The 24,192-nt window shown below is 74.4% G+C and carries 19 protein-coding genes and 1 pseudogene; 14 read left to right on the forward strand and 6 right to left on the reverse strand.

Annotated features, from left to right (window positions below; genetic code table 11):
- Positions 1–55: 55 nt before the first annotated feature.
- Positions 56–799 (reverse strand): SDR family oxidoreductase, encoded by a 744-nt coding sequence (locus AC2TEW_RS04305; RefSeq protein WP_484621927.1) that lies wholly within the window; start codon positions 797–799, stop codon positions 56–58.
- 99 nt (positions 800–898) lie between these two features.
- On the opposite strand from AC2TEW_RS04305, the gene AC2TEW_RS04310 reads away from it, so the two are divergent.
- The 8 genes from AC2TEW_RS04310 (at position 899) to AC2TEW_RS04345 (ending at position 10,535) form a co-directional block, all read left to right on the forward strand.
- Positions 899–1,801, forward strand: coding sequence for a LysR family transcriptional regulator (locus AC2TEW_RS04310; protein ID WP_484621928.1), 903 nt, complete (start codon positions 899–901; stop codon positions 1,799–1,801).
- A 277-nt stretch (positions 1,802–2,078) separates the two neighbouring features.
- Positions 2,079–3,671 (forward strand): D-alanyl-D-alanine carboxypeptidase/D-alanyl-D-alanine endopeptidase, encoded by a 1,593-nt coding sequence (gene dacB / locus AC2TEW_RS04315; protein ID WP_484621929.1) that lies wholly within the window; start codon positions 2,079–2,081, stop codon positions 3,669–3,671.
- 92 nt (positions 3,672–3,763) lie between these two features.
- Positions 3,764–5,377, forward strand: coding sequence for a peptide ABC transporter substrate-binding protein (locus AC2TEW_RS04320; RefSeq protein WP_484621930.1), 1,614 nt, complete (start codon positions 3,764–3,766; stop codon positions 5,375–5,377).
- Between the two features lie 43 nt (positions 5,378–5,420).
- Entirely contained in the window at positions 5,421–6,347 is a 927-nt protein-coding gene (locus tag AC2TEW_RS04325; protein ID WP_484621931.1) for an ABC transporter permease, read from the forward strand.
- A complete protein-coding gene (locus tag AC2TEW_RS04330; protein ID WP_484621932.1) occupies positions 6,340–7,260 on the forward strand; it encodes an ABC transporter permease in 921 nt (306 codons plus the stop codon). Before AC2TEW_RS04325 ends, AC2TEW_RS04330 begins: the two co-directional genes overlap by 8 nt.
- On the forward strand, positions 7,257–8,243 hold the full coding sequence (locus AC2TEW_RS04335) for a S66 peptidase family protein (RefSeq protein WP_484621933.1): 987 nt from the start codon (positions 7,257–7,259) through the stop codon (positions 8,241–8,243). The genes AC2TEW_RS04330 and AC2TEW_RS04335 overlap by 4 nt, the downstream gene beginning before the upstream one ends.
- Positions 8,231–9,064: a M55 family metallopeptidase gene (locus tag AC2TEW_RS04340; RefSeq protein WP_484621934.1), complete on the forward strand. Its 834-nt coding sequence runs from the start codon at positions 8,231–8,233 to the stop codon at positions 9,062–9,064. Before AC2TEW_RS04335 ends, AC2TEW_RS04340 begins: the two co-directional genes overlap by 13 nt.
- Positions 9,065–9,188: 124 nt before the next feature.
- A complete protein-coding gene (locus tag AC2TEW_RS04345) occupies positions 9,189–10,535 on the forward strand; it encodes a M20/M25/M40 family metallo-hydrolase (RefSeq protein WP_484621935.1) in 1,347 nt (448 codons plus the stop codon).
- A gap of 52 nt (positions 10,536–10,587) precedes the next feature.
- On the opposite strand, the gene AC2TEW_RS04350 is transcribed toward AC2TEW_RS04345, so the two are convergent.
- The gene (locus AC2TEW_RS04350; protein ID WP_484621936.1) at positions 10,588–11,406 is read right to left on the reverse strand and encodes a DUF2637 domain-containing protein; all 819 of its coding nucleotides are present in this window, start codon (positions 11,404–11,406) and stop codon (positions 10,588–10,590) included.
- Complete coding sequence (locus tag AC2TEW_RS04355) at positions 11,391–11,705, reverse strand: hypothetical protein (RefSeq protein WP_484621937.1); 315 nt, start codon at positions 11,703–11,705, stop codon at positions 11,391–11,393. Before AC2TEW_RS04355 ends, AC2TEW_RS04350 begins: the two co-directional genes overlap by 16 nt.
- 422 nt (positions 11,706–12,127) lie before the next feature.
- Here AC2TEW_RS04355 and AC2TEW_RS04360 point away from each other — a divergent pair, with 422 nt between their 5' ends.
- The 4 genes from AC2TEW_RS04360 to AC2TEW_RS04375 all read left to right on the forward strand — a co-directional run bounded on the left by AC2TEW_RS04360 (position 12,128) and on the right by AC2TEW_RS04375 (position 19,362).
- Complete coding sequence (locus AC2TEW_RS04360; protein ID WP_484621938.1) at positions 12,128–13,372, forward strand: Mu transposase domain-containing protein; 1,245 nt, start codon at positions 12,128–12,130, stop codon at positions 13,370–13,372.
- A gap of 665 nt (positions 13,373–14,037) precedes the next feature.
- Positions 14,038–15,366 (forward strand): hypothetical protein, encoded by a 1,329-nt coding sequence (locus AC2TEW_RS04365; RefSeq protein ID WP_484621939.1) that lies wholly within the window; start codon positions 14,038–14,040, stop codon positions 15,364–15,366.
- A 183-nt stretch (positions 15,367–15,549) separates the two neighbouring features.
- Positions 15,550–18,336, forward strand: a complete 2,787-nt coding sequence (locus tag AC2TEW_RS04370) for a hypothetical protein (RefSeq protein ID WP_484621940.1) — start codon at positions 15,550–15,552, stop codon at positions 18,334–18,336.
- Between the two features lie 324 nt (positions 18,337–18,660).
- Positions 18,661–19,362 (forward strand): DUF1062 domain-containing protein, encoded by a 702-nt coding sequence (locus tag AC2TEW_RS04375; protein ID WP_484621941.1) that lies wholly within the window; start codon positions 18,661–18,663, stop codon positions 19,360–19,362.
- Positions 19,363–19,550: 188 nt separating this feature from the next.
- Here AC2TEW_RS04375 and AC2TEW_RS04380 read toward each other — a convergent pair.
- Both AC2TEW_RS04380 and AC2TEW_RS04385 read right to left on the reverse strand, forming a co-directional pair.
- A pseudogene (locus AC2TEW_RS04380) lies at positions 19,551–19,934 on the reverse strand (ester cyclase); the annotation flags it as partial.
- Between the two features lie 119 nt (positions 19,935–20,053).
- On the reverse strand, positions 20,054–20,470 hold the full coding sequence (locus tag AC2TEW_RS04385) for a nuclear transport factor 2 family protein (RefSeq protein WP_484621942.1): 417 nt from the start codon (positions 20,468–20,470) through the stop codon (positions 20,054–20,056).
- A 122-nt stretch (positions 20,471–20,592) separates the two neighbouring features.
- Between AC2TEW_RS04385 and AC2TEW_RS04390 the strand changes: the two genes are divergently transcribed.
- The gene (locus AC2TEW_RS04390) at positions 20,593–21,066 is read left to right on the forward strand and encodes a MarR family winged helix-turn-helix transcriptional regulator (RefSeq protein ID WP_484621943.1); all 474 of its coding nucleotides are present in this window, start codon (positions 20,593–20,595) and stop codon (positions 21,064–21,066) included.
- A gap of 65 nt (positions 21,067–21,131) precedes the next feature.
- Here AC2TEW_RS04390 and AC2TEW_RS04395 read toward each other — a convergent pair whose 3' ends face one another.
- Positions 21,132–23,306, reverse strand: a complete 2,175-nt coding sequence (locus AC2TEW_RS04395; protein WP_484621944.1) for a HelD family protein — start codon at positions 23,304–23,306, stop codon at positions 21,132–21,134.
- 241 nt (positions 23,307–23,547) lie between these two features.
- Here AC2TEW_RS04395 and AC2TEW_RS04400 point away from each other — a divergent pair, with 241 nt between their 5' ends.
- Complete coding sequence (locus AC2TEW_RS04400; protein ID WP_484621945.1) at positions 23,548–24,180, forward strand: hypothetical protein; 633 nt, start codon at positions 23,548–23,550, stop codon at positions 24,178–24,180.
- The last annotated feature ends 12 nt before the right edge of the window (positions 24,181–24,192 follow it).

Genomic DNA, 24,192 nt, shown 5'->3' on the forward strand with positions numbered 1-24,192 from the left:
CCGCGAACCCGCCTGCCCGGCAAGTGAACTGGCGGACCGTCGGCAGTCGGAGCACCTAGAGTTGCGACGCCCCTCCGTCGACCGGGAACTCCGCCCCCGTCGAGAAGGTCGCACCGAACGCCAAGTACGCCACCGCGGCGGCCACTTCCTCCGACGCCCCCAGCCGCTGCATCGGGATCGTGCTCCGGTAGCTGTCCTTCACCGTCTCGAGGACCTCGGCCGGCAGGGAGCGGTCCAGGATGCCGGAGTCGATCGGCCCGGGGCTCACGGCATTGACGCGCACCTTGCGCGGCAGCAACTCGCGGGCCAGGGTGCGCGTCATCGACCGCAGGGCGGCCTTGCTCGCCGAGTAGGCACTGAGCGCGTCGAGGCCCAGGACGTTCACCACCGACGTGGTGAGGACCACGCCGCTCCCCTCGCGCAACAGCGGCGCCAGCGCCTGCACCGTGAAGTACGGGCCCTTGGCGTTGACGTCGAACACCGCGTCGTACATCTCCTCCGTCATCGAGCCGAACGGTGCCGACGCCGTGATGCCGGCGTTGACGAACAGCGCGTCCACCACGCCGAACCGCTCCCGGACCGCGTCGGCCAGCGCCGCCATGTCCTCCAGGGACGCGGCATCACTGCGGACCGCGATCGCCCTGCCCCCCAACTGCGCCAGCGCGGCGTCCAGGGTGGACCGGGTCCGGCCGGTGATCAGTACCTGCGCCCCGCCGTCCGCGAACAACCGGGCCGTGGCCAGGCCGATACCGCTGCTCCCGCCCGTGATCACGATCTTCTTGCCGTCATAAGTGGTCATGCCCCCAAGTCAAAGGTCCACCCGCCCACCCCGTCCAAGACCTGTTCCGCATGCCGTCATGCCCCGGGCGCATGACGGCGCGCCACGTACCCTGGGTGGATGGACCTCGACCTGCGGCTGGTGCGCTACTTCACGGTCGTGGCGGAGTGCGGCAACTTCGGCCGGGCCGCCACCAGGCTCCACCTGGCGCAGCCTTCGCTGAGCCGTCAGATCCAGCGGCTGGAGGCTCAGCTCGGGGTCCGGCTGTTCGACCGCTCACCGCAGGGCAGCAGCCTCACCGACGCCGGTCAGGCCTTCCTCCCCGGGGCCCGGGTACTGCTCCACGAGGCCGGGCAGGCCGCCCGCACCGCCAGAGCCGCCGTCCGGCCCCCCACCCTCACCGTCGGCTGCGCCGAAGGACTGGTCATCACCGGCTGGGTGCAGGAACTGCGCCGCCGCCACCCGGACGGCCAGGTCCGTTCCCGGCACCTCGACTGGCGCGACACGCACTCCCTCGCCGAGGGGCGGGTCGACGCCCTCGTCGCGTACCGCCCCCTGCCGCTGCCCGCGGACGGCCTCCGGGTGACCGCCCTCCATGAGGAGCCGCGGGTGCTGGTCACATCGGCACACCACCCGCTGGCGAACGAGCGGACCGTCAGCCTGCGCGCCCTGTCGGACGAGAACCTGGTCGGCTGCGCCTTCACCCCGGTCCTCTGGAGCACGCCCAAGCCCGTCGGCAACCGCCCGGCACCACCCCCGCCCGCGAGCGACGACAGCTACGAGGACAAGCTGGAACTCATCGCCACCGGGCACTGCCTCGCGGTCTTCCCGGCCGGCGATCGACGCGCCGCGGCGCGCGAGGACATCGCCCTGGTGCCCGTCACCGACATCGATCCCTGCGAGGTCGTGCTCGTCACGCGCGCCGACGACCCCAACCCGCTGCTCCGATCGCTGGAAGAGGTCGCCCGGACCCGGCCGGGCACGGCCTCCCGACGGAGGAACGACGAACCGCCGTTCGACTGAACCGGTCGACTGAACCGGTCGACTGACCCCACCGGCCGCTCCCGCTGCCGCCCACCGGCGGAGCCGGGCGCGTTCCGCCTCCGCAGCTCCACCGCGACGGGCAGCCGTCGGAGACCGCGTAGCCGCACCGCCCGCCCGGCCCCCGGCCGACACGCCGCAGGGTGGTCCGTGCGGAGGAATTTCGGCCGCCGCGGCCCGCCACCGGCCCGGCGGCGGCCCGCGAACCGCCAAGGTGGTGGACGTCCGGCCCGTCGGGGCCCGTCCCCGTGGAGGAACTGTGCGCACGACGCCGTTCGCCGCCGTCCTCGTCGGCGCGCTGCTGCTGACCTCGGCGGCCGCCGAGACGGAGGCGGCGACCCCGTCCCGGGCCGTGGGATCGGCCGGCTCCCTCGCGCCGTCCCTCGGCCCGGACCTGGACCGGCTGTTCGCCGACGCCCGGCTGACCGGAGCCCAGTCCTCGGCGCTGGTCACCGACGCCGCCACCGGCGAGGTGCTGTACGAACACGCGCCGGGAGCGCTGCTGCTCCCCGCCTCCACCCTCAAGACGGTGACCGCCGCCGCCGCCCTCGACCTGCTCGGCCCGGACCACCGGTTCACCACCCAGGTCCTCGCCGCCGGCCGGCGCAGCGGACCGGCCCTCGACGGTGACCTGGTGCTGCGCGGCGGCGGCGACCCCACCCTGCTGCCCGCGGACCTCGACGCCCTGGCCGGCGAGGTGGCCGCCGCCGGCGTCACCGAGGTGACCGGCGCGCTGCGCGCGGACGTCTCCCGGTACGACGACGTGCCGCTCGGCGCCGACTGGGCCTGGGACGACCAGGCCGCGTACTACAGCCCGCAGATCTCGGCCCTCACCCTCACCACCGACACCGACTACGACCCCGGAACGGTCCGGCTCACCCTCACCCCCGCCGCCCGACCCGGGCAGCCCGCCCGGGTCGAGGTCACGCCCGCCGAGGCGCCGGTGCAGCTGAGCGGCAGCGTCACCACCGCCGCCGCGGGCGGCGCGTACACCGTCCAGGTCGACCGGCGGCCCGGCGGCAACGAGCTGCGGCTCGACGGCGCCCTGCCCGCCGACGGCGGCACCGGGCAGGAGTGGATCGCCGTCGACGACCCGGCCGCGCTGGCCACCACCGTGTTCGCGGCCGCCCTGGCCCGGCACGGCGTCACCGTCCGCGGCGGCACCGCGACCGGCCGCGCACCCGACACCGACACCCTGCTCGCCCGGCACGACTCCGCGCCGCTGGCGGACCTGATGGTGCCGTTCCTCAAGCTCAGCAACAACGGCATCGCCGAGCACCTGGTGAAGGAGATCGGCCGGGTCACCGCGGGCAGCGGCAGCTGGGCCGCGGGCCTCGAGCGGATCGCGGACTTCCTGCACCGCAGCGGCCTGGAACCGACCGCCGCCCGGCAGCGCGACGGCTCCGGCCAGTCCCGGCGGAACCTGCTCACCGCCCGCAGGCTGACCGCCCTGTTCGGGTTCGCCCGCACCCGGCCCTGGTTCCACGCCTGGTACGACGCGCTGCCGGTGGCCGGGGACCCCCGCCGGATGGTCGGCGGCACCCTCACCAACCGGATGCGCGACACCGCCGCCGCCGGCCGGGTGCACGCCAAGACCGGCTCGATGACCGGTGTCGACGCCCTGGCCGGCTACGTCGAACGCGCCGACGGACGGACGCTCGCCTTCGCCGTCCTGCTGAACAACTTCGCCGGGGACAGCCCCCGCCCGCTCCTCGACGCCTTCGCGGTCCGGCTGGCCGGTGACGCCGCCGCACCGGCCCCCGCCGACCGCGCGGCACCCCCGGCCCGGGACGGCCGCCGGGCCGCGCCGTACGACTGGGAGACCGCCTGCCTGACGGACGCCCGCTGCTGACCCCCGGCCCACCCGCCCGCCGGCCCCGGGCACAGGCGCGGGCAGCGGCCCCCGGGCCCCGGACACCTGAACGGAGAGGAACCGCACCGCCGATGAAGCCGGCCCGGCGCCGGGCCGCCCTCGCGGCCCTCGCCCTCCTCACCGCCGCCGCCCTGCCCGGCTGCGCCCGCCGCACCGACGACCCCGGCGACTTCCCGGCCGTGCCCGGGGGCAGCTACTCCGTCGCACTCACCGAACCGGACCACCTCACCCCCGGCCGCACCACCAGCAGTTACGCCATCCAGGTCCTCCAGGGCCTGTTCGACACCCCGGTCACGCTCGACCCGCGGGACGGCCACCCGCTGCCGCTCGCCGCCGAGTCGGTCAGCTCCGACGACCAGCGGGTGTGGACGCTCCGGCTGCGCCCGGGCGCCCGGTTCCACGACGGCGAGCCGGTCACCGCGGGCAGCTTCGCCGCGGCCTGGGACGCCGCCGCGTACGGGCCCAACGGCTGGGAGGCGAACGCCTACTTCGCCCAGATCGACGGCTACCCCGAACTCAACCCCACCGACGGGCGGACCCCCGCGACCCGCCACCTGTCCGGCCTGACCGTGCTCGACGACACCACCCTGCGGGTCACCCTCGCCGCGCCGTTCAGCCAGTTCCCGATGCTGCTGGCCTTCCCGGCGTTCGCCCCGCTGCCCGCCGCCGCCTTCACCGATCCGGACGGCTTCGACCGCCACCCGGTCGGCAACGGCCCGTTCGCGATGGACGGTGACTGGCGGCACAACCAGCGGATCGACCTCAGACGCGCCGACGGCTACACCGGCCCGCGCCCGCCGACCGCCGACGCCGTACACTTCCGCATCTTCACCAGCAAGGACACCGCCTTCACCGAACTGCGGGCCGGCCACGTCGACTTCGTCACCAACGTCCCCGCCGCCCGGGCCTACGAGGCGAAACGTACCTTCGGCCGCCGCTACTCGGTGCGGCCCAGCGGCACCATGGACTACCTCGGCCTGCCGCTGGCCGACCCGCGCTACCGCAACCCGGACGTCCGCCGGGCGCTGTCCATGGCGATCGACCGGGCCGGCATCACCCGGGCGATCTACAACGAGGTCTTCACCCCGGCCGACTCGCTGGTCGCCGCGATGATCCCCGGCCACCGGGCCGGCGCCTGCGGCGAGACCTGCACCTACCAACCCGCCAAGGCCCGCGAACTCCTCGACCGGGCAGGCGGGTTCACCGGATCGGTCGAGCTGTACTTCGCCAACTCCGACCCCACCTACGAACAGTGGATGACCGCCGTGGCCAACGAACTGCGCCAGAACCTCGGCATCCGCAGCGTCGTGTTCCGCAAGATGTCCGGCGCCGACCTCGGCCCGATCCTCAACGGCCACAAGGCGACCGGCCCGTACCGGCAGAACTGGGTGATCGACTACCCGAGCGTGCAGAACTACCTGGCCGGCCTGTTCGGCCCCGGCAACCGGATGGGCTGGAGCAACCCCGCCTTCGACGACCTGCTCGCCCGCGGCAACGCCGCCCCCACCGACCAGGAGAGCATCGCCTACTACCACCGCGCCGAGGACCTCGCCCTCACCGACCTGCCGCTCATCCCGCTCTGGAACTGGCAGGACCAGACGGCCTGGAGCACCCGCGTCGGCAACGTCGTCCTCGACCCCTACGTCGGGGGGCTGCACCTGGACCGGGTGACCGTCCGGCACTGACCCCGACCGCCGCCGCATCGACCCCCAGGGGGCAACCGTTCCGATGGGCCGCTACCTCGCCCGCCGCCTGCTGTACGCCGTCCCGGTACTGCTGGCCACCACCTTCCTGATCCACACCCTCGTGTTCGTGCTGCCCGGCGACCCCATCCAGGGCCTGGCCGGCGACCGGCCCGTCCCACCCGCCGTCCTCGCCGAACTCCGCAGCCGCTACCACCTCGACGAGCCGCTGTTCGCCCAGTACCTGCACTACCTGCGCGGCCTGCTCACCGGCGACCTCGGCCGCACCTTCACCGGCCAGCCGGTCGCCGACACGATCGCCGGCCGCTGGCAGGTCACCCTGCGGCTCGGCCTCACCGCCTGGTTCTTCGAGGCCGCCCTCGGCATCGGCCTCGGCGTCTGGGCCGCCCTGCGCAAGGGCCGCTGGGTGGACAGCGCCGTCCTGGCCGGCACCACCCTGGTCATCGCGGTCCCCGTCTACGTGGTCGGCTACCTCGCCCAACTCCTGCTCGGCGTGCGGCTCGGCTGGTTCCCGGTCTCCGGCGAGGACGGCGGCTGGCCCACCGCCTACCTGCTGCCCGGACTCGTCCTCGCCTCCTTCGGCGTCGCCTACGTCGCCCGGCTCACCCGCGCCTCGCTGCTGGAGAACCTGCGCGCCGACTACGTCCGCACGGCCGGCGCCAAGGGGCTCAGCCGCCGCCGCATCATCGTGCTGCACACCCTGCGCAACTCGCTGATCCCGGTCGCGACCTTCCTCGGCGTCGAACTCGGCTCGCTGATGGCGGGCGCCGTCGTCACCGAGTACATCTTCAACCTCCCCGGCATCGGCCAGCAGGTCTTCCAGGCCATCCAACTGCGCGAAGGCCCCACCGTGGTCGGCGTCACCACCGTGCTGGTCCTGGTCTTCTGCCTCGCCAACCTGCTCGTCGACGTCCTGTACGGCCTGCTCGACCCGAGGATCCGCCATGACTAGCCCGCCCACCGACCTCCTGCTCCCACCCGCCGACCCGCCCGGGCCGCCCGCCCCGCCCGAGACCGACACCCCCTCCGCGAGCGCCTGGCGGGACCTGCGGGCCCGCCCCCTGGTGCTGGGCAGCGCCGCCACCCTGCTGCTGATCAGCCTGATGGCGGCCTTCCCCGAACCGTTCGTCGCCCTGCTCACCCACGACAGCGGCCGCTGCGAACTCTCCGACTCCCGGGTCGGCCCCAGCCCCGCCCACCCGTTCGGCTTCGACCTCCAGGGCTGCGACTACCTCGGGCAGGTCGTCCGCGGCAGCCGCCCCTCGCTGGTCATCGGCCTCGCGGTGACCGCGGGCGCGCTGCTGGTCGCCGTCCTGCTCGGCCTGCTGGCCGGCTTCTACGGCGGCTGGGTCGACGCCACCGTCTCCCGGCTGACCGACGTCTTCTTCGGCCTGCCGTTCGTCCTCGGCGCCACCGTCGTCCTGGTCGCCTTCCCCGACCACGGCCTCGGCGCGATGACCCTCGTCCTGGTCGCCCTCGGCTGGACCACCATGACCCGGGTGATGCGCGCCCAGGTGATCGGCGTCAAGGACGCCGACTACGTCCAGGCCGCCCGCTCCACCGGCGCGGGACCGCTGCGCCTGATGACCCGCCACATCCTGCCGAACGCCGTGACACCGGTCGTCGTGGTCGCCATGCTGAACGTCGGGAACGTCATCTCGGGGGAGGCCACCCTGGACTTCCTCGGCGTCGGGCTGCAGTACCCCGCCCTCTCCTGGGGACTGCAACTCAACGCCGCCCAGGCGTACTTCCTCGACTTCCCGCACCTGCTCGCGTTCCCCGCGCTGTTCCTGTGCGCGACGGTGCTGAGCTTCATCCTGCTCGGCGACGCCGTCCGCGACGCGTACGACCCCAAGCTGAGATGAGGACCGCCGTGCCCCCTCCACCGCCCCCGGCGCCGCCGCGCGTCCCGCCGCACCTGCTGCCCGGCGACCGGGTCGCCGTCGCCGCACCCGCCGGACCGGTCGACCCCGAACTGCTCGCCCGCGGCACCGCCCTGCTCACCTCCTGGGGGCTCGAGGTCACCGTGCTGCCGCACGTCCACGACCGGCACCTCGGGCACCTGGCCGGCCGCGACCACGACCGGGCCGCCGACCTCACCGAGGCGCTCGCCGACCCCGCCGTCCGCGCCGTGTTCTGCGCCCGCGGCGGCTACGGCACCCAGCGCACCGTCGACCTGGTCGACTGGGCACGGCTCGCCGACGCCCCGCCCACCGTGCTGGCCGGCTCCAGCGACGTCACCGCCCTGCACGAGGCCTGCGCGGTCCGGCTCGGCACCACCACCCTGCACAGCCCGATGCCCGCCACCGCCGCCCTCACCGACCGCCCGGCCAACGCCGCCCACCTCCACGAGGTGCTGTTCCGGCCCGAGAAGGTCACCGAACTCCCGCTCGACGCACCGCCCCTGACCGGCGGAACCGCCGAGGGCCGGCTCGCCGGCGGCAACGCCAGCCTGCTCGCCGCCTCCGTCGGCACCCCCACCGCCCTGCCGCCCGACGGCTGCCTGCTGCTCCTGGAGGAGACCGGCGAGGAGCCCTACCGGCTCGACCGGATCCTCACCCAACTGCTGCGCGCCGGCGTGCTCGACCGGGCGGCCGGGGTCGTCCTGGGCGACTTCACCGACTGCGGCGACCCGGACGAGGTCCGCGCGCTGCTCGCCGACCGGCTCGGCCGCCTCGGCGTGCCGGTCGCCGCCGGACTGCCGGCCGGGCACGGCGAGCTGCAGCTGACCGTCCCGCTCGGCACCCCGGCCCGGCTCACGCCCACCGCGCTGCACCTGCTGGAACCCCCGCTCGCGGCCCGCCCGGTCGCCGACCACCCGCCGGAGGCCGTCCGATGCGCGTCCTGATCTCCGCCGACATGGAGGGCGCCACCGGGACCACCTGGCCCGGCGACGTGCTGCCCGGTACCCCCGGCTGGTCCCGGATGCGCCGGATGCTGACCTCCGACGTCAACGCCTGCGTGGCCGGACTGTTCGAGGGCGGCGTCGCCGAGGTGGTGGTCAACGAGGCCCACGACAGCCAGCGCAACGTGCTGATCGAGGAACTCGACCCGCGGGCCCGGCTGCTGGCCGGCCGGCACAAGCCGCTCGGCATGATGCAGGGCGTCGAGGAGGCCGACGCGGTGGTGTTCCTCGGCTACCACACCGGGGCCGGCCTGCCCGGGGTGCTCTCCCACACCTACCTGGGCGCCGGGCTGACGGGCTTGCGGATCGACGGCGAGCACGCCGACGAAGGCCGGATGAACGCGCTGACGGCGGCCGAGCACGGGGTCCCGGTGGTGCTGGTCACCGGCGACGACCTGGTCTGCGCGGCCGCCCCCGGCTGGGCGCCGGGCACCCGTACCGTCGCGGTCAAGGAGTGCGTCAGCCGGTACGCGGCGCTCTGCCTGCCGCCTGCGCGCAGCGCCGAACTGATCCGGGCCGAGGCCAGGGCGGCGGTCGCCCACCGGGTGCGGCACGAGCGGCCCGAACCGGTGTCGGGCCCGCACCGCTTCGAGATCGACTTCCACGCCACCCACCAGGCCGAGGCCGTCGCGGCCGTCCCCACCGTCGAGCTGACCGGTCCCTGCACGGTGGCGTACACCGCGCCGACGGCCACCCGGGCCGCCCGCACCTTCAAGATCTGCACCGTCGTCGCGAAGGCCGCCGCCGAGGAGGGCTACGGCTGACCCGGCCCGGGCACCGCCGATTTCCCCACCCCCGGACGATCGCCCCACGCCCGGACGATCGCACCAGCCCGGACGGGCGGACCGCCCCTGACGAGAGGACCGCCCCCGAACGAGAGGACCGCCGATGACCGCCGCCCCGAGACCCGCCGAGCCCACCGCACCCGAGCCCGCGCCGTCCGGGGGAGGCGAGGCAGCCCGGATCTGCCGGGACCTGCTGCGGATCGACTCCACCAACCCGGGCGACGGCGGCGGGCCGGGCGAGCGGGCGGCCGCCGAGTACGTCGCGGAGGTGCTGACCGGCGCCGGTGCGGACCCGCTGCTGGTGGAGGCGGCGCCGCGGCGGTCCAGCGTGCTGGCCCGGATCCCCGGCACCGAGCCGTCGCTCGCACCGCTGCTGATCCACGGCCACCTGGACACCGTCCCGTTCGACGCCGCCGACTGGTCCCGGCACCCGCTGTCCGGGGAGCTCCACGACGGCTGCCTGTGGGGGCGCGGCGCGGTCGACATGAAGGGCACCCTCGCCATGACGCTGGCGCTGGTCCGGTCCTGGGCCCGGTCGGGCCGGCGCCCGCGCCGGGACCTGGTGCTGGCGTTCCTGGCCGACGAGGAGTCGACCGGCGAGTTCGGCGCCCGGTACGTGGCCGGCCGGCACGGCGACCACCTCGACGGCTGCGAGGAGGCGATCGGCGAATCGGGAGGCTTCTCGGTGCCGGTGGCCCCGGACCGCCGGATCTACCCGGTGGCCGTCGGCGAGCGCTGCACCGCGTGGATGCGGCTGACCGCCACCGGCCCGGCCGGACACGGCTCCCGGGCGGCCGACGGGAACGCGGTCGCCACCCTCGTCCACGCGCTGTCCCGGCTCGCCGCACACCGCTGGCCGACCCGGATCACCCCGCCCGTCGAGGCCCTGATCGCCGCGCTGGAACGGGTGTTGGGCACCACCGTCGACCGTGACCGGCTGGAGGCCGAGGCCGCCCGGCTCGGCCGGGCCGGCGAGCTGTTCGCGCACACCGTCCGCAACTCGGCCAACCCGACCGTCCTGGCCGCGGGCCACAAGGTGAACGTGGTGCCCGGCACGGCACGGGCCCAGGTCGACGGCCGCTACCTGCCGGGCACCCGCGAGGAGTTCCTGGAGACCGTCGACCGGTTGCTCGGCCCGGACGTGGCCAGGGAGTTCATCAACCTGGAGGACGCCGTCGCGGGCGACCCGGCCGGGCCGGCCTTCCGGGCCATGGCGGACGCCCTGCAGGCCGAGGACCCGGGCGGCCACGCCGTTCCGTACCTGATGTCGGGCGGTACGGACGCCAAGACGTTCAACCGGCTGGGCATCGTCTGCTACGGCTTCGCGCCGCTGCTGCTGGGCAGCGGGCTGAGCTACCAGCAGATGTTCCACGGCGTCGACGAGCGGGTGCCCGTCGCCGGGCTGGAGTTCGGCGTCCGGGTACTGGACCGCTTCCTCGGCTCGTACTGACCGCCCGGCCCGGGGGCCCGCCCGGCCCCGGGGCTCCCGCGCGCGGGTCGGGTCAGCGCGGCGCCCGGTGGGTGGCCGGGCGGCCGAGCTGCTGGCGGGCGCTCCGGGCGGCGGTGAGCTGGCGCACCAGCTGCTGGAGGGAGACCACGGCGGTGACCGGAGGCAGCCCGGCGACGATGACGGCGGGAAGGGTCCGGGCGGCGTCCGCCACGCACAGCCCGGTCGCGAGCGCGGAGAACGCGACGACCACGACCCAGGAGTGCAGCGGCGGGCGCCCGTGGAGGGCGGCCCGCAGGACCGACAGGCAGCCGGCCAGCCAGGGCCCGTAGAGGACGACCGGCCACAGCTGCGACAGGCCGCGCGGCACCCGGGACAGCGCCAGCTCCCGCAGCGGGTGGTAGGAGAGCGCCCAGCCGAGCACGCAGACCGCGGTGACCGTCACCGCGGTCAGCACGCCGAACGTCGAGCTGATCCGGTCGGACCAGCCCGGCGCGGGCGGCCGGGTCCGCCTCCGGTGCCGGGAGACGGGCGGGTCGGCCGGCCCGGCCACGCGGGGCGCGGCCTGGGTGACGGGCGCGCGCTGGGCCGGCACGAACCCGCCCTCGGCAGTCCGCCCGTCACCCGGCACGCCGACGGGCGGGGACAGCGGCGGACCGGCGTAGGAGAAGCCGACGCCGTGGGCGAGGCTCTCGCCGCACCAGTCGCCGGGGACGAAGACCCCGTCGTGGACCGGGCCGTGGGTCCCGTCGAGGAGCGGGCCGTGGGTCCCGTCGTGGAGCGGGCCGTGGGCCGAGGGCCACGGCTCGCCGCCCGCCTCGCCGTAGCCGTGGGCCGGGTAGGAGGCGAGCAGGCCGTTCATCGGGTCGTACACGGCACACCCCCCGCCCGGTCGCCGGGTAGGGACTCGGCCCGTCCCGGCGCGCCGCCAGCGGCCGGGGGCCCGATCCGTGCGGCGAACTCCCGCTCGAGGTGGCGGATCTTGCGCATCAGGTCGGCCAGCAGCCGCGAGGTGTGGCGCAGGACGACCCGCTCGCCGTTGCACACCAGGTAGCCGGTGTGGACGTCCCCGACGGCATTGCGCCGGTCGGGGACGAAGAGCCAGTTGCCGAGCGCGGCGACCGGCTCCCGCTCGGGGGGTGATGAGGCGTAGGGGTGGCAGGTTGGGATCACGGTTAATGAACGAAGCCTGCCGCGGGCAGGTTCGGCGGCGTTCGGGTTCCCTTTCATATTCGGTTCCGGTCACGCTCCCCGGAATTACCCGGGGTGGCGCGACGGGGTGGGTGTTTTCTGTCCGCCGCCCGGTGTGGCCGAAAATGCCCGGGGTCGGGTAATCCCATACTCAGCATCCGCGACGCTCGCCGAAAATCCCCATCGCGCACGCTTCTGGAGAAACGTTACTTCGATTTGATCATCCAGCTCCCGTGCTATATTTCCCGCTTGCCTTCGGCATATTCACTGCCGCAGGACATCGGCCGAGCCCATCGGGAGGAATCGTGATCAGTCCGGAGGAATACCGGGAGGCGCTCGATCTCCAACGCAAGGGATGGTCGATTGCCAGGATTTCCCGACAGCTGGGGCGCGACCGAAAAACGGTGAGATCGTATCTTTCCGGGAAACGCGCCCCGGGCCCCAGAATTCCTTCCGGTGACGATTTCCTCCGCTTCCTGCCGTACTGCCGCCGGCGTCTGACGGAGGATCCGCACCTCGCCGGGACCGTCCTGTACGCCGAGCTCGTCGGGCTGGGATACCCGGGCGCCTACTCGACCTTCACCCGCGCGCTGCGCAGCCACGACGCCCGACCGCCCTGCGGGCAGTGCCGGGACGCGGGCGACGCCGAAAGCGGTGCGTCCGCCGCGGCGCAGCCCGCCGGGCGGATCCGCTTCACCTGGCTGAGACTTCCCGACCCCCCGTCGGCCTGGGGCTGCGGGGACCGGGCACAGCTGCTGCTGGGCTCGCTCGGCCCCTCCGGCCGCTGGCGCGGGGCACTGGCGCAGGGCGAAGGCCTGCCCCACCTGGTCGAGGCGATGGACCAGGTGATGAGACGGCTGGGCGGCACCGCCGGCCGCTGGTGCTTCGACCGGCTGCCGGACCCGTGCCGCGCCCCGGACGGCCGGGTGACGCCCGAATTCCGGCGGGTGGCCCGGTACTACGGCGCCCAGCTGGAGATCCGCCCGCAGGACGGCGCCCCGCCGCCGGCCGGCGGGGGTCCCGGCCGGGCCGCCCGGTCGTGGTGGAGCGCGGTCACGGACGGCACCTCCCTCCCGGACGCCCAGGACGCCCTGGACCGGATCGCGGAGCGGATGGACCACCACCGGGGCCGGGACGGTGCCCAGCCGGGCGTCCGGGACGACCCGCGCCCGCGGGCCGACCCGCTCCGCGCGCTTCCCGCCGCACCGTTCCCGCTGTGGATCCGGACCCGGCGGACCGTCACCGCCCAGGGGCTGGTGCCCTTCGGCGGGAACCACTACGCGGTGGCGCACCACCTGGCCGGCGCCGTCCTGGTGGTCGGCCGGCGCATCGACCAGTCCCACCTGTCCATCGCCACCACCGCCGGGGCCGTGCTCGCCCGGTACCCGCTCGCCCCGGCGGGGGCGGGACGGACCGTCGTGGAACGCAGGAGCGTCGTCCTGGAGCGGCGCCCGGTCCCGAACGCGGAGGTCCCGCCCTGCCGCAGGAGCACGCCGCGCCCGCCGTCCGAGGAGGCGCTGGCGGAGGCGGCCGCCCTACGCGCCCAGACCGCGGGCCGGCCCGCCTGCCGGCTCCGGAACGCGCCGGGCAACCCGGCCGGCCGGGTGCCGCCCCCCAGGGAGGGCACGGCCGACGGCGGCAGGGCCTGACCCCCCGGGTGCCGGGTGCCGGGTGCCGGCTCCGGCGATGGCTCCGGGTCCGGTGCTGGTTCCGGTCCGGCCGAATGTCCGCCGTGCGACCGGCAATTCAGCGGCCGGACCGGATGGCCGACCGGGAATGCGAGGGAATCCGGCGGTGAGTTCCGCGTCCGGGAATGGCGGGCCGTCGAGGTGTCGGGGCGAATCCTGCCGTGACGCCGGCGCGCAGCGCCGGACCCGCGGGCCCCTCCCCGGCGCCCGCCGCTTGCCAGGGCGGTCGCGATCACTCGTTGGGGTGAACCCCGGAAGGATCGGACGCATACCGAGCGATTCGGCTCTACGGTATCCGCACGTATCCGAACCGGTGGGGCGGGGTGGGGGAGTTGGCGAGCGGCGACAGCGGACCTCGGGCGATGCAGCCTGCCCAGGCGGGCCCGGGCCCGTCCGGCCGTCCGGCCCCACCCGTCCCACCTACCCGCCCGTCCCCGCCGGCCGCACCCGCGCCGGCGGCGAGGCCCGCGCCGCCGAGGCCACCGGCGCGCCCGGTCGAGCCGGCCCCACCGGGGCCGGATCCGGTCCTGCGGGTGCCGTCCCGCCCACCCGGCCGCACGTCCGGCCGGCCCGGCCGCCGGGCCACGGCGGCGCGGCGGCCACCGGACGGCACCCTGGTCGAGGAGATGACGGTCGATCTGGACGCGGGCCGGGTCGCCCTGCTGACTGCGCAGGGCCCGCCGGTCCGCGGCGACATCGACACCGACCTCCAGCCCGGGGGCTACACGCTCACCGTCGACCGGGAGCGCCGGCAGTGGGTCTTCGGCCGCGGACAGGTCCGCACCGGGCTGCGGTTCGGCATCACGCTGGACACCGCCGAGCCGTTCGCCCTCACCTACCCCGCCGCCTTCCCGCTCACCGTGCACCGAGGCTTCCCGCCCCGCGGCGCCGAGGCACTCCCGGCCGTCCGCGCCCGGCTGCGCGGCGCCGTCGCCGACCGGCGCTGGGGCGACGCGTACGGGGTGCTGGACCTGCTGCCCGCGGTCGACCTCTACGACCTGCTCGACGCCGTGTGGCTGGACGACCCCGGGGTGGTCAACGAACTGCTGCTGCGGTTCGGGGAGGTCCCGGCCGCGGCGCAGTACGACCGGCTGCTGATCGTCCGGGCGCTGGAGAGCTTCGCGGTGAAGCCGGAGAAGCTCCGGGCGGACGCGTTCGACGCCTGCTACGTCCACCCCGCCTCGTTCGCCCGGGACGCCGAGCGCGAGCGGGCCGGGCTCTCCACCCTCCAACTGGTCTTCACCTACGACCTGGTGCCGGCCCGCGCGATCCGCCTGCACGCCGACGACATCCTCGACACCACCGGTGTGCCGCCCGACCCGCCCCGGTACGGCGCGGGGGAGTTGCTCCACCCCGCCTGGTACGGCCGGAGCAGCACGCCCCGGATGTGGGAGGCGAAACGCGCCAAGATCGCCGAGGTCGAGGCGCAGAACGCCGAGTTCTTCACCACCGCCTATGCCGCCGTCGAGACGACCACCAACCTGGTGCTGCTCGCCGGCTCGCTGCTGACCAGTACCGTCCCGGCGGCCGCCGGCGGCGCCCGCCGATTCGGGAACCGCCCGGTCAGCGACACGCTGGCCGACCAACCGGGCCGCTGGATGCCGGACTTCGAGGGGGGCACCAACATGACCAAGGAGGCCGCCGCGTACCAGAGCCGGGTCTGCCACGCCGACCCCGGCCTCGGCTACTACCGCAACGGCGTCCAGTTCGACGGCTACGACAGAGGTGCGCTGATCGACGCCAAGTTCTACCGGGACGAGAGCGGTATGGCCCAGGCCCTGGTCAAGGAGAGCTACTGGGCCGGCTGGAAGGCGCTGGAGACCGCGACCCGGCAGCTGGAGGCCGCCCAGGGGATCCAGGTCGAGTGGCGGGTCGCGGGCAAGGCGGCGACCGACAAACTCACCGAACTCTTCAAGACCCACCAGCTGCCGATCAAGGTCGTCCACGTCCCCTGACCCCTGGCCCGTCACCTGCGACCTCTGACCCGTGACCTCTGACCTCTGACCTCTGACACCTGGCCCGGCCCGCCCGGCGGCTCCCACCCCGTCCGCCAGCTCGCCGGACGGGCCGGCCCGCCACCCGCAAGTCCGTCAGTCCGCCGGCCCACCGGTGCCGCCGGATCCGAGGAGGGACCCTCCGTGCCGACCAACAAGCGGATCACCGACCTCAGCGACTACACCTCCGTCCTGCCGTACGCCAGCGAGATGTTCGGCATCTACCAGCCGATGCTCGGCTGGCGCTCCCGCCGCCGTCTCGACCGGCTCGCCACCGGTACGGCCGGCGAGCGGCAGGACCGGCTGCTCGGGCTGCGCCGCCAGTTCGAGGGCCGGGCCGACGTCGTGTTCAACGCCGACGACCAGATCGTGTCCGGCCGGGTCGACCCCGGCCTGCCGCGCACCCTGGCCCCGCGCTCCGCGGCCGACGGCGCCCGGGTGCTCACCGCCCTCGCCGAGCGGCTGCGCCGCCTGGAGTCGGCGCCCTGCGGGGACGACTGGCGCAGCGTCGTCAACGAGCGCGAACTCACCGACCTGCTCAACGGCGGCGTCTACCAGGCCTACCGGGACGAGTACCAGCACGCCTGGCAGGATGGCCACAGCGGCGAGGGCTTCGACGCGGCCCGGCTGAAGGACGCGGTGACCGCGCGGCTGCGCGAGGAGTCGGCCGTCGCCGGGCTGCTGGTCGACCTCGCCGACCGCGGCCGCTATCAGGAGCTGAAGGACCTCTTCTACGCCACCAGACCGGGCGCGGAGGTCCTCGACCTCGCCCTCGCCGGGCCGGACGACACCTACCGCGACCCCTACCTGGACTTCGACCCGACCAAGCAGATCAGCGACGTCACGCTGTCGCCGATCGGGATCGTCCACCTGTTCCGCCAGTACTTCTTCGAGCTGGACACCTTCCTCGGCACCCCGGTCGGGCACGTCTGGCTGAGCCCAGGCTCGTCGGTGGAGCTGATCGAGGTGTCCACCCGGCGGTCGCTGGTCGAGAAGACCATCGAGACGGCGCTGGAGACCACGTCGAAGTCCGAGCGCGCCACCACGGAGGAGGAGGAGATCAGCGACGCGGTCAAACAGGACAACCGCGACGACATGAAGCTCGGCTTCTCCAGCACCGTCAACCAGAGCTGGGGCACCGGCAACGCCACCGCCACCGGCAGCCTCAACCTCGACAAGACCCAGCAGACCGCCCGCGAGCAGGGCCACAAGCGGATGCGGCAGCAGAGCGAGAAGCTGTCCACCGAGATCCGGCAGAACTTCAAGTCGACCTTCAAGACGGTCACCGAGACGCTCGACTCCTCCAGCAAGCGCTACGTCCTCGCGAACACCACGCCCGCGCTGGTCAACTACGAGCTGCGGCGCAAGATGCGGCAGGTCGGCGTGCAGATCCAGGACATCGGCAGCTACCTGTGCTGGGAGACCTTCGTCGACGACCCCGGCAAGGACCTGGCGCTGCCGCACCTCGTGCACATCGCCAAGCCCGCGGACCTGGTCCTGGTACCGAACCCCAAGCTCACACCGATGCCGCCCAGGACGCTGACCATCGGCTTCAGCGGCGAGGCGGTGTGGAACTTCCCCGACAACTCCCGCCAGAACCAGTCCGGCCACGCCGAGACCCGCTACCGCTTCGTGCCGCTCGCCACCCTCGACATCCCGGGGGTGCCGAACGGCTACGAGATCGCCTACGACGTGCAGGACCCGTTCCTGGCCATCGACAAGACCGTGGTGGCCGCCGAGGACGACGAGTCCTGGGGAGCGGCGAACTGGGCCTTCCTGGGCATGATCACCCCCGATGCCAAACGCATCATGGTCGGGGTCAGCACCGCCCCGGGCGGCCTGGCCTGGGACGACCGGATCACGTTCAAGGTCTCCGGGGCCGTCACCTGCCGGCTGCTGCCCGCCGCCGAGGCCGAGATCAACGCCGCCAACCAGGCCCTGGTCAGTGCCAAGCTCGCCGCAGACGAGGAGAACAAGCGCAAGCTGGAGCAGGCCTACCTGGACGCGGTGCACGAGCGGGTCACCCTGGCCAGCAAGATCGAGAAGCGCCGGTTCGAACACCTCCGTGAGGAGGAGCGCACCATCGTGCACCGCAGCCTGATCCGCGCCCTGATGAGCGAGCGCCTCTACAACGACACGCCCGACACCACCGCGGGCCACCGCACCCGGCACGTCCTGTCCGAGCTGATCAACTCGATCTTCGACATCGAGAAGATGCTCTACTTCGTCGCCCCCGAGTGGTGGAAGCCCCGCCGCCCGGCGGCCCTCGCCCTCGCCGGCCGGCCGCTGCCCGAATCGATCGAGGGCACCACGGTCGAGTGGGCCGACGACCGGGCCCACGGCAAGTACTTCATCACCGACGCCTCCGCCCCGGCCACACTCGGCAGCTCACTCGGCTGGCTGCTCCAACTGGACGGCGACGAGCTGCGCAACGCGTTCCTCAACGCGCCCTGGGTCAAGGCCGTGCTGCCGATCCGGCCCGGGAAGGAGGAGGCGGCGGTCAACTGGCTGCGCCACGTGGGTGTCGAGGGCACCGACGGGCTGGACGCCGCGTACTCGGCACCGCCCGCGGAGCTGGCGGCCATCCGGACCAGGCTGCTGCTGCACGACCCGCACGACCCGGTGCGCGGGCACGCCGAGGTCACCATCGAGGACGCCGTCCGCGACCTGTGCCACACGGTCGCCGACAAGCACATCGCGGCCGCCACCACCGGGCGCTACCCCAAGGAGGAGCCCGACGACGACAACCGGGTGACCGCGACGCCCGTGGAGCGGGTCTTCGAGCACGGCTTCTACCCGCTCCAGGGCGGTTTCAAGGCCAGGACCGAGGGCAGCTTCGAGGTCTGCAGCCAGTGGATCGAGGTGCTCCCGACCGACCAGGTCGTCCCCGTGGAGGTGTCCTACGACCCGAAGACCGGCCGCCAGAAGTAGGGCCGCCCGGGCGTTCGTCGGCGCCCGGCGTGCGTCCGCGCCCGTCGCCGGACCGGTGCGGGCGGACGCCGGCCCGGCCTTGTCGGCGCGGGCAGCGGCGGTGCGAAAAATGAGTTGCCCACGGCCCGTCATCTCGACCACGATCGCCCTCATGGACATGTAACGGCTGCCACGAAGCATCAACCGACCGGTCGCGCGGGCGACCTCGGAGCCTGACGAACCGGCCCCGAGGCGCCCTGCCGCGCCCTCGTGTGCATTCGTCAGATCCGGGAGCCGCAGCCCGTGCTGCGCGAGCTCCTGCTGAGTCCTGAGAGCAATCACCTGATGAATACCGACCGCAAGGCCCGGTGGGCCGTGCGTCAGTCCGCCCTGCCCACCATCGTCCGCCCCTGCCCGGACTGCTCCGGCACGCGGCACCGCCCCTCGGGCAAGATCCGTGTCAACGCGAACGGCAAACTGCTCGACGTCTGGCTCCTGCTGAGCTGTGCGGCCTGTGACCGCACCTCGAAGGTGCCCGTCCACGAACGCGTCCACGTCTCCACGCTGGAGCCGGCCCGCCGGGTGGCGTACGAGACCAACGATCCGGCCGTGGTACGGGAGCTGACGATCAGTAGGTCACTCGCCGCGCGGAACGGTTACCGCCTCGACTGGACGGGCACCTGGGAGCTGGAGACCCGTACGCCGCTGTACGCGCTCGACGACCCGGCGCCGCTCGAGGTCCAGGTCGGCTTCGAACTGCCCGCGCCGGTGCGGGTGGAACGGCTGCTCGCGCTCGGCCTCGGGCTCAGCCGGGCCGCGATCCGGCGGCTGGTCGAGGAGGGGTGCATCCACCTGCCGATGGCCCTGGACGCCAAGGCGCACCAGGACTTCGAGCTGACCATCCACGGCCCGGGTGCCGTCGAGGCGGCGAAGCAGTCGAAGCTGCCGGCCGCTCCGAGCGGTGCCCGCACCGTCCTCGGGCAGGCCGGGGTCTCCGGTCCGCCGCAGCAGCTGCCGCGCCGGGCGGCGGCCACGGCCGGCGCGTAGCGGCGGGACAGCAGGGTCTCCCGGCCACCCAGCGGCGCGCGCCCCTCGGCGCGGCGCCGTCGGGTGGCCGGGAGGCCCGGTGACGGCAAGCGGCGCCGCTTGCCGACTGTTTCAGAAGGGGGGCCCCCGGCGGCTGCTCGGGCGGCGGCACGGACCTCCTCGGTCGACAGCCCCGCCTGGTCGCAGAGCGTGGCGAGGTCGAAGTAGATCCGCTCGCCCGCCATCCGGCCGTTCCTGAACGGTGCGACGTTCGCGAACGGCACCACGAACGAGCCCCCACCCGGTGGGAGGCCGAGCCACCTGCCGGTGTTGGTGCCGCGCAGCTCGCCCCACACGGCGATCACGTCCTCACCGAAGCTCATGCCCTGGTCGACCGGCACGATGTCCGGAAAGGCGGTGAAGAACCCCTCGTACGCGGCACGGGTGGCCGCCTTGCCCTCGACCCGGCGCCCGAGGGCCACCGTCTCGAAGAAGCAGTCGTCGGCGAAGGTCGCAAGCACAGCATCGAAGTCGCGGGCCTTCTCCGCCTCGCGGTGGACTTCGAAGAGATGCAGCATCTGGTCACGTTCCATGCGGAGGTTCTCCCTTCGAGCCGGGTCCACCCAACGCTGCGGACCCGGCCGTCAGCCGATCGGCCCTCCAACTGCTCCGCGGGACGGCTGGTGCGGTGGGTGCGTGCGTGTGTCAGGGTTCAGCGGGCGCTGCCGAGGTCGCGGTCGGCGTCGGTGCCCTCGAGCATGAGGGTGGTCTCCTCGATGCGGCGGAAGCGGCCGTCGGGGGCGTACTCGGCGAAGAGGTAGACCTCCATGCGGACGGTGGAGCCGTCGGTCTTGGTGACGGTCATGGTGTGGCGGTCGGCGTAGCGGTCGCCGTCGGTGAGCTCGTCGTGGACCTCGACGGAGCCGCCGGCGACGACGGCGCGCAGGTGGGCGATGTGGGCGAGGAACTCGGTGCGGTCGGCCCACTCGCCGTCGGTGCGCTGGCGGTAATCGGGGGCGAAGTGCCGCTCGGCGGCCTCCTCCAGGGGCAGGCCCGGGGTGAGCAGCAGGTCGGTGAGGGCGGTGCGGACGTCGGCGCGGGCGTCGGTGCGGGCGTCGGTGCGGTTCATGGGGGTTCCTCCGGGAGGGTGAAGTCGTGGCCCGCACGACGGGCCGTGCGGGGTATTGCGTGCTTCGAGCACGCTTATGACTGTAGCGGAAAAGCGTGCGCGATGCACGCTAATCTGCCGTGGTGAACAACTCGACAGGCCACGACATCGCCCATGCACTCGGACTGCTCCTGCGGCGCAGCACCCGCACGCGCCTGCACGCCCGGCTGACCGAGGGGCTCGGGGAGGAGGTCGACGAACTCACCTACCCGCTGCTCAGCGGCCTGGCCCGCACCGGCCCGTGCAGCGCCGCCGACCTCGGCCGCGACATCGAACTCGACCGCACCACCGTCACCCGCCGCGCCGACCGCCTGGAGCGGGCCGGCCTGCTGCGCCGCGAACCCGACCCCGCCGACGGTCGCGCCACCCTCCTGGCCCTCACCGACCACGGGCACGGCACCGTCGCCGTCACCCGGCAGCGCCTCGCGGCGGCCATCGAGACCTCGCTCGCCGCCTGGCCGCAGGCCGATGCCCGGACCTTCGCCCGACTCCTCCTGCGCTTCGCCGACGAGGGCCCCTTCACCCCCGTCACCCCCGGCAGACCCCGACCGCACTGACGGCCCCTGGCCTACCGGATCGCCGCCGAGGTGTTCCGGGAGGCGGCCGAGGCCGGGGGCCGGGGTTAGCCTCGGGTCGGCCGGGCGGGGCTGCCCGGTCCCGTTTTCTCCGCCGCGGGCGCGACGGTGACGGTGCACAGGCGTTTGGTGGCCCGGGTCAGGGCGACGTACAGGTCGCGCTCGCCGCCCGGGCGGGCGGCGGTGATCCCGTCCGGGTCGACGACGACGGCGGAGTCGAACTCCAGGCCGCGCGCCTGGGCGGCCGGTACCAGCCGGGCGTACCGCTCGACCCCCGCGTCCGCGAGTTGCTGCGCCCTGCCGTCGGCGCAGATCACCCCGATCAGCTCGCCCGGGTACGCGGCCTCCTGCTCCTGCAGCTCCCGCACGAGCGCGTCGAGCAGCAACCCGGGCGTGGTGGGCAGCGTCCGCGGCGGCTCGCCGTGGCGGATCGAGCGGATCGCCGGCCGGTCCGGGGTGATCCGGGCGAGCAGGTCCTGCGTGGCGGCGAGGATCTCCTGCGTGGTCCGGTAGCTGACGGTCAGGGTGCGCAGGTCGAAGCGGCGTCCGAGGTGCGGGCCGAGGGCCTCGTCCCAGTCCCGGGCCACCGCCGCCGGGCCTGCCTGGGCGAAGTCGCCGACCAGCGTCATCGACCGGCCGGGGCAGCGGCGCAGGACCATCCGCCACTGCATGGCCGTCAGCTCCTGCGCCTCGTCGACGACGACGTGCCCGAAGGTGCGCTCCGGCGGGCCGTCGACCAGGCTCGCCGCCTCGTCGAGCAGCGGGACGTCCGCGTCGGTCCACGGCGCGGTGGGTGCCCGCCGTGGCAGCTCCCGCTGCGGGTCGTCCGCGGTCTGCGGCAGGTGGGCGGCGCGCGCGGCACCGTCCGCCAGGAGGTCCCGGACCACGTCGCCGGGCGTCAGCCGCGGCCACAGGTCCTCGACGGCCAGGTCGAGCGCGGCATCGTCCAGGAGTCCGGCCCGGACGGCGTCGGCGTCGAACTCGTCGGCGCCGGTGGCGGGGGTGTCGTCGAGACCGAGGCTGCGCAGGCCCGCCGCGGCGAGCCGGTCGAGGTCGAGGCCGGTCAGCAGGGCGACCTGCGCGTCGATCTCCTCGAGCGCCTCGGCGCCGCTGCCGGCGAGCTCCCGCACGAGGGCGTCCACCAGCAGCTCCTTGAACAGCCGGCGCGCCGGGTTGTGCGCGAGTCCGCTGCCACGGGCGGACTCCCGGGCCTGTGCGACCTCGCCGTCCGGCAGCTCGACCCACTCCCGGCCGACCCGGATCCGGAACGCGCCGCCCGGGGCCTGCCGGGAGCGGACCAGCGCGGCCAGCGCGTCGGCCAGCTCTGCGCCGCCCTTGAGCCGCGCCGCCGCGCCGCCGTCCACGTCGGCTTCCACGGTGCGCGGTGCGACGCCGGCCAGGTCCTCACAGGTCGACAGGACCACGTCGTTCTCGCCGAGCGAGGGCAGGACCTGGCCGATGTACTCGAGGAACCGGGCGTTCGGCCCGAGGACCAGCACGCCGCGCTCGGCCGCCTTCGGGAAGGCGTACAGCACGTACGCGGCGCGGTGCAGCGCCACCACGGTCTTTCCGGTGCCGGGGCCGCCCTGGACGACGGTCACCCCGCGGTGCGGCGACCGGACGATCGCGTCCTGCTCGGCCTGCAGCGTGGCGACCGCCGCACCCATCCGGCCCGTCCGCCGTGCCCGCAGCGCCGCCGTCAGCGGACCGTCGCCGACGACGTCCTGCCCGGTGGGCGCGCCGCCGTCGAGCAGTTCGTCGCTCACCCCCACCACCGCGCGGCCCGCCAGCCGGAGATGGCGGCGGCGCCGCAGCCCCATCGGATGAACGGGCGTCGCCTCGTAGAACGCCCGCGCTGCCTCGGCCCGCCAGTCCACCAGCACCGGGAGCTCGTCCGCCTCCCGCTGCAGCCCGAGCCGCCCGATCCGCAGGACGGTCCCGTCCGCGCGGTCGATCCGCCCGAAGACCAGTCCGTCCTCGGCCCCCTCCAACCGGCGGACCTCACCCGCCAGCCGCCCCGCCGCCAGCTCCCGCTCGTACGCCCTGCCCGTACCGTCCGGCGGCGACGCCAGCACGCGCGCCAACTGCTCCCGCACCCCGGCCAGCCGCTCGTCGAACAGCTCGCCGATGACGGCCACCTGAGCGCTCTCCCGTGCCGTCTCGCGTGCGGCAGCGTCATTGTTCCGGGACAAGATCGGGCCCCCTCGGTTCGCCTCACCCATAAGTCGAGCCGTCACTATGCAGACGCGTTCCGGAAAAGTAAATATTGACCGGACGAGGGGAGATGTGGCCTCTGCCGAACCATCTCGCCGCCATCTCGCCGCAGAAGGCGGCCAGTTGGACGGTCCGCAGCAGGTCGCCCGCCTCGTGCGGTGGCGGCTGCGGACCCCGGCCCTCGTCGGACCGGATGCGCGCGGGGAAGGACGGATCCCCGCGGACGGGCGGGGCCCGTACGATGTGATCATGAAATGGGTGGGAGTGCGTACGGCGGCGGCCGGGGCTGCCGTGCTGATGGCGGGGGCACTGACGGGCTGCGGCGGCGACGGCTCACCGTCGGGGGCGGGGGCGCCGTCGGCGGCAGGGACGGCCGGCAGCGCCGCGCCGGGCTCGCTGCGGCTGTCCGCCCCGGACTCGCTGCCCGGCGGCTACCGCGCGCAGGGCCCGGCCGACGTCCTGACCGACCCGCCGACGGGACCGCTGCCGCCCGGCTACGCCGCCTTCGACGGCAGTCTCAAGGCCAGGTACACCGACGACTCCGGCGGGATCCTGACCATCGGCGGCGCCTGGGGCACCATCACCGACCCCGCCGCGGTGGCCTCCTCCGCGATTTCCGCGATGCTCGCCCCGCGGGAGACGTGGACGGAGCCGATGACGGACGTGGACGCCCGGGACCCGCGCGATCCGCAGGGCCTCCTCAAGTGCGGGGTCTCGACCGGATCGTTCCTCGTGATCTCCGTGTGCCTGTGGGCCGACCGGTACACCGCGGGTTCGGTGGCCTTCCCCGCCTCGGTCGAAGGGCAACCGGCCGCGATCGACCGGGCCGGGGCCGCCGACCGGACCCGCCGGATCCGCGACGCGATGACGGTCGCCGGGTAGCCGCCGCGTCGA

It is taken from the genome of Kitasatospora sp. NEAU-CNBT7, from assembly GCF_057220535.1.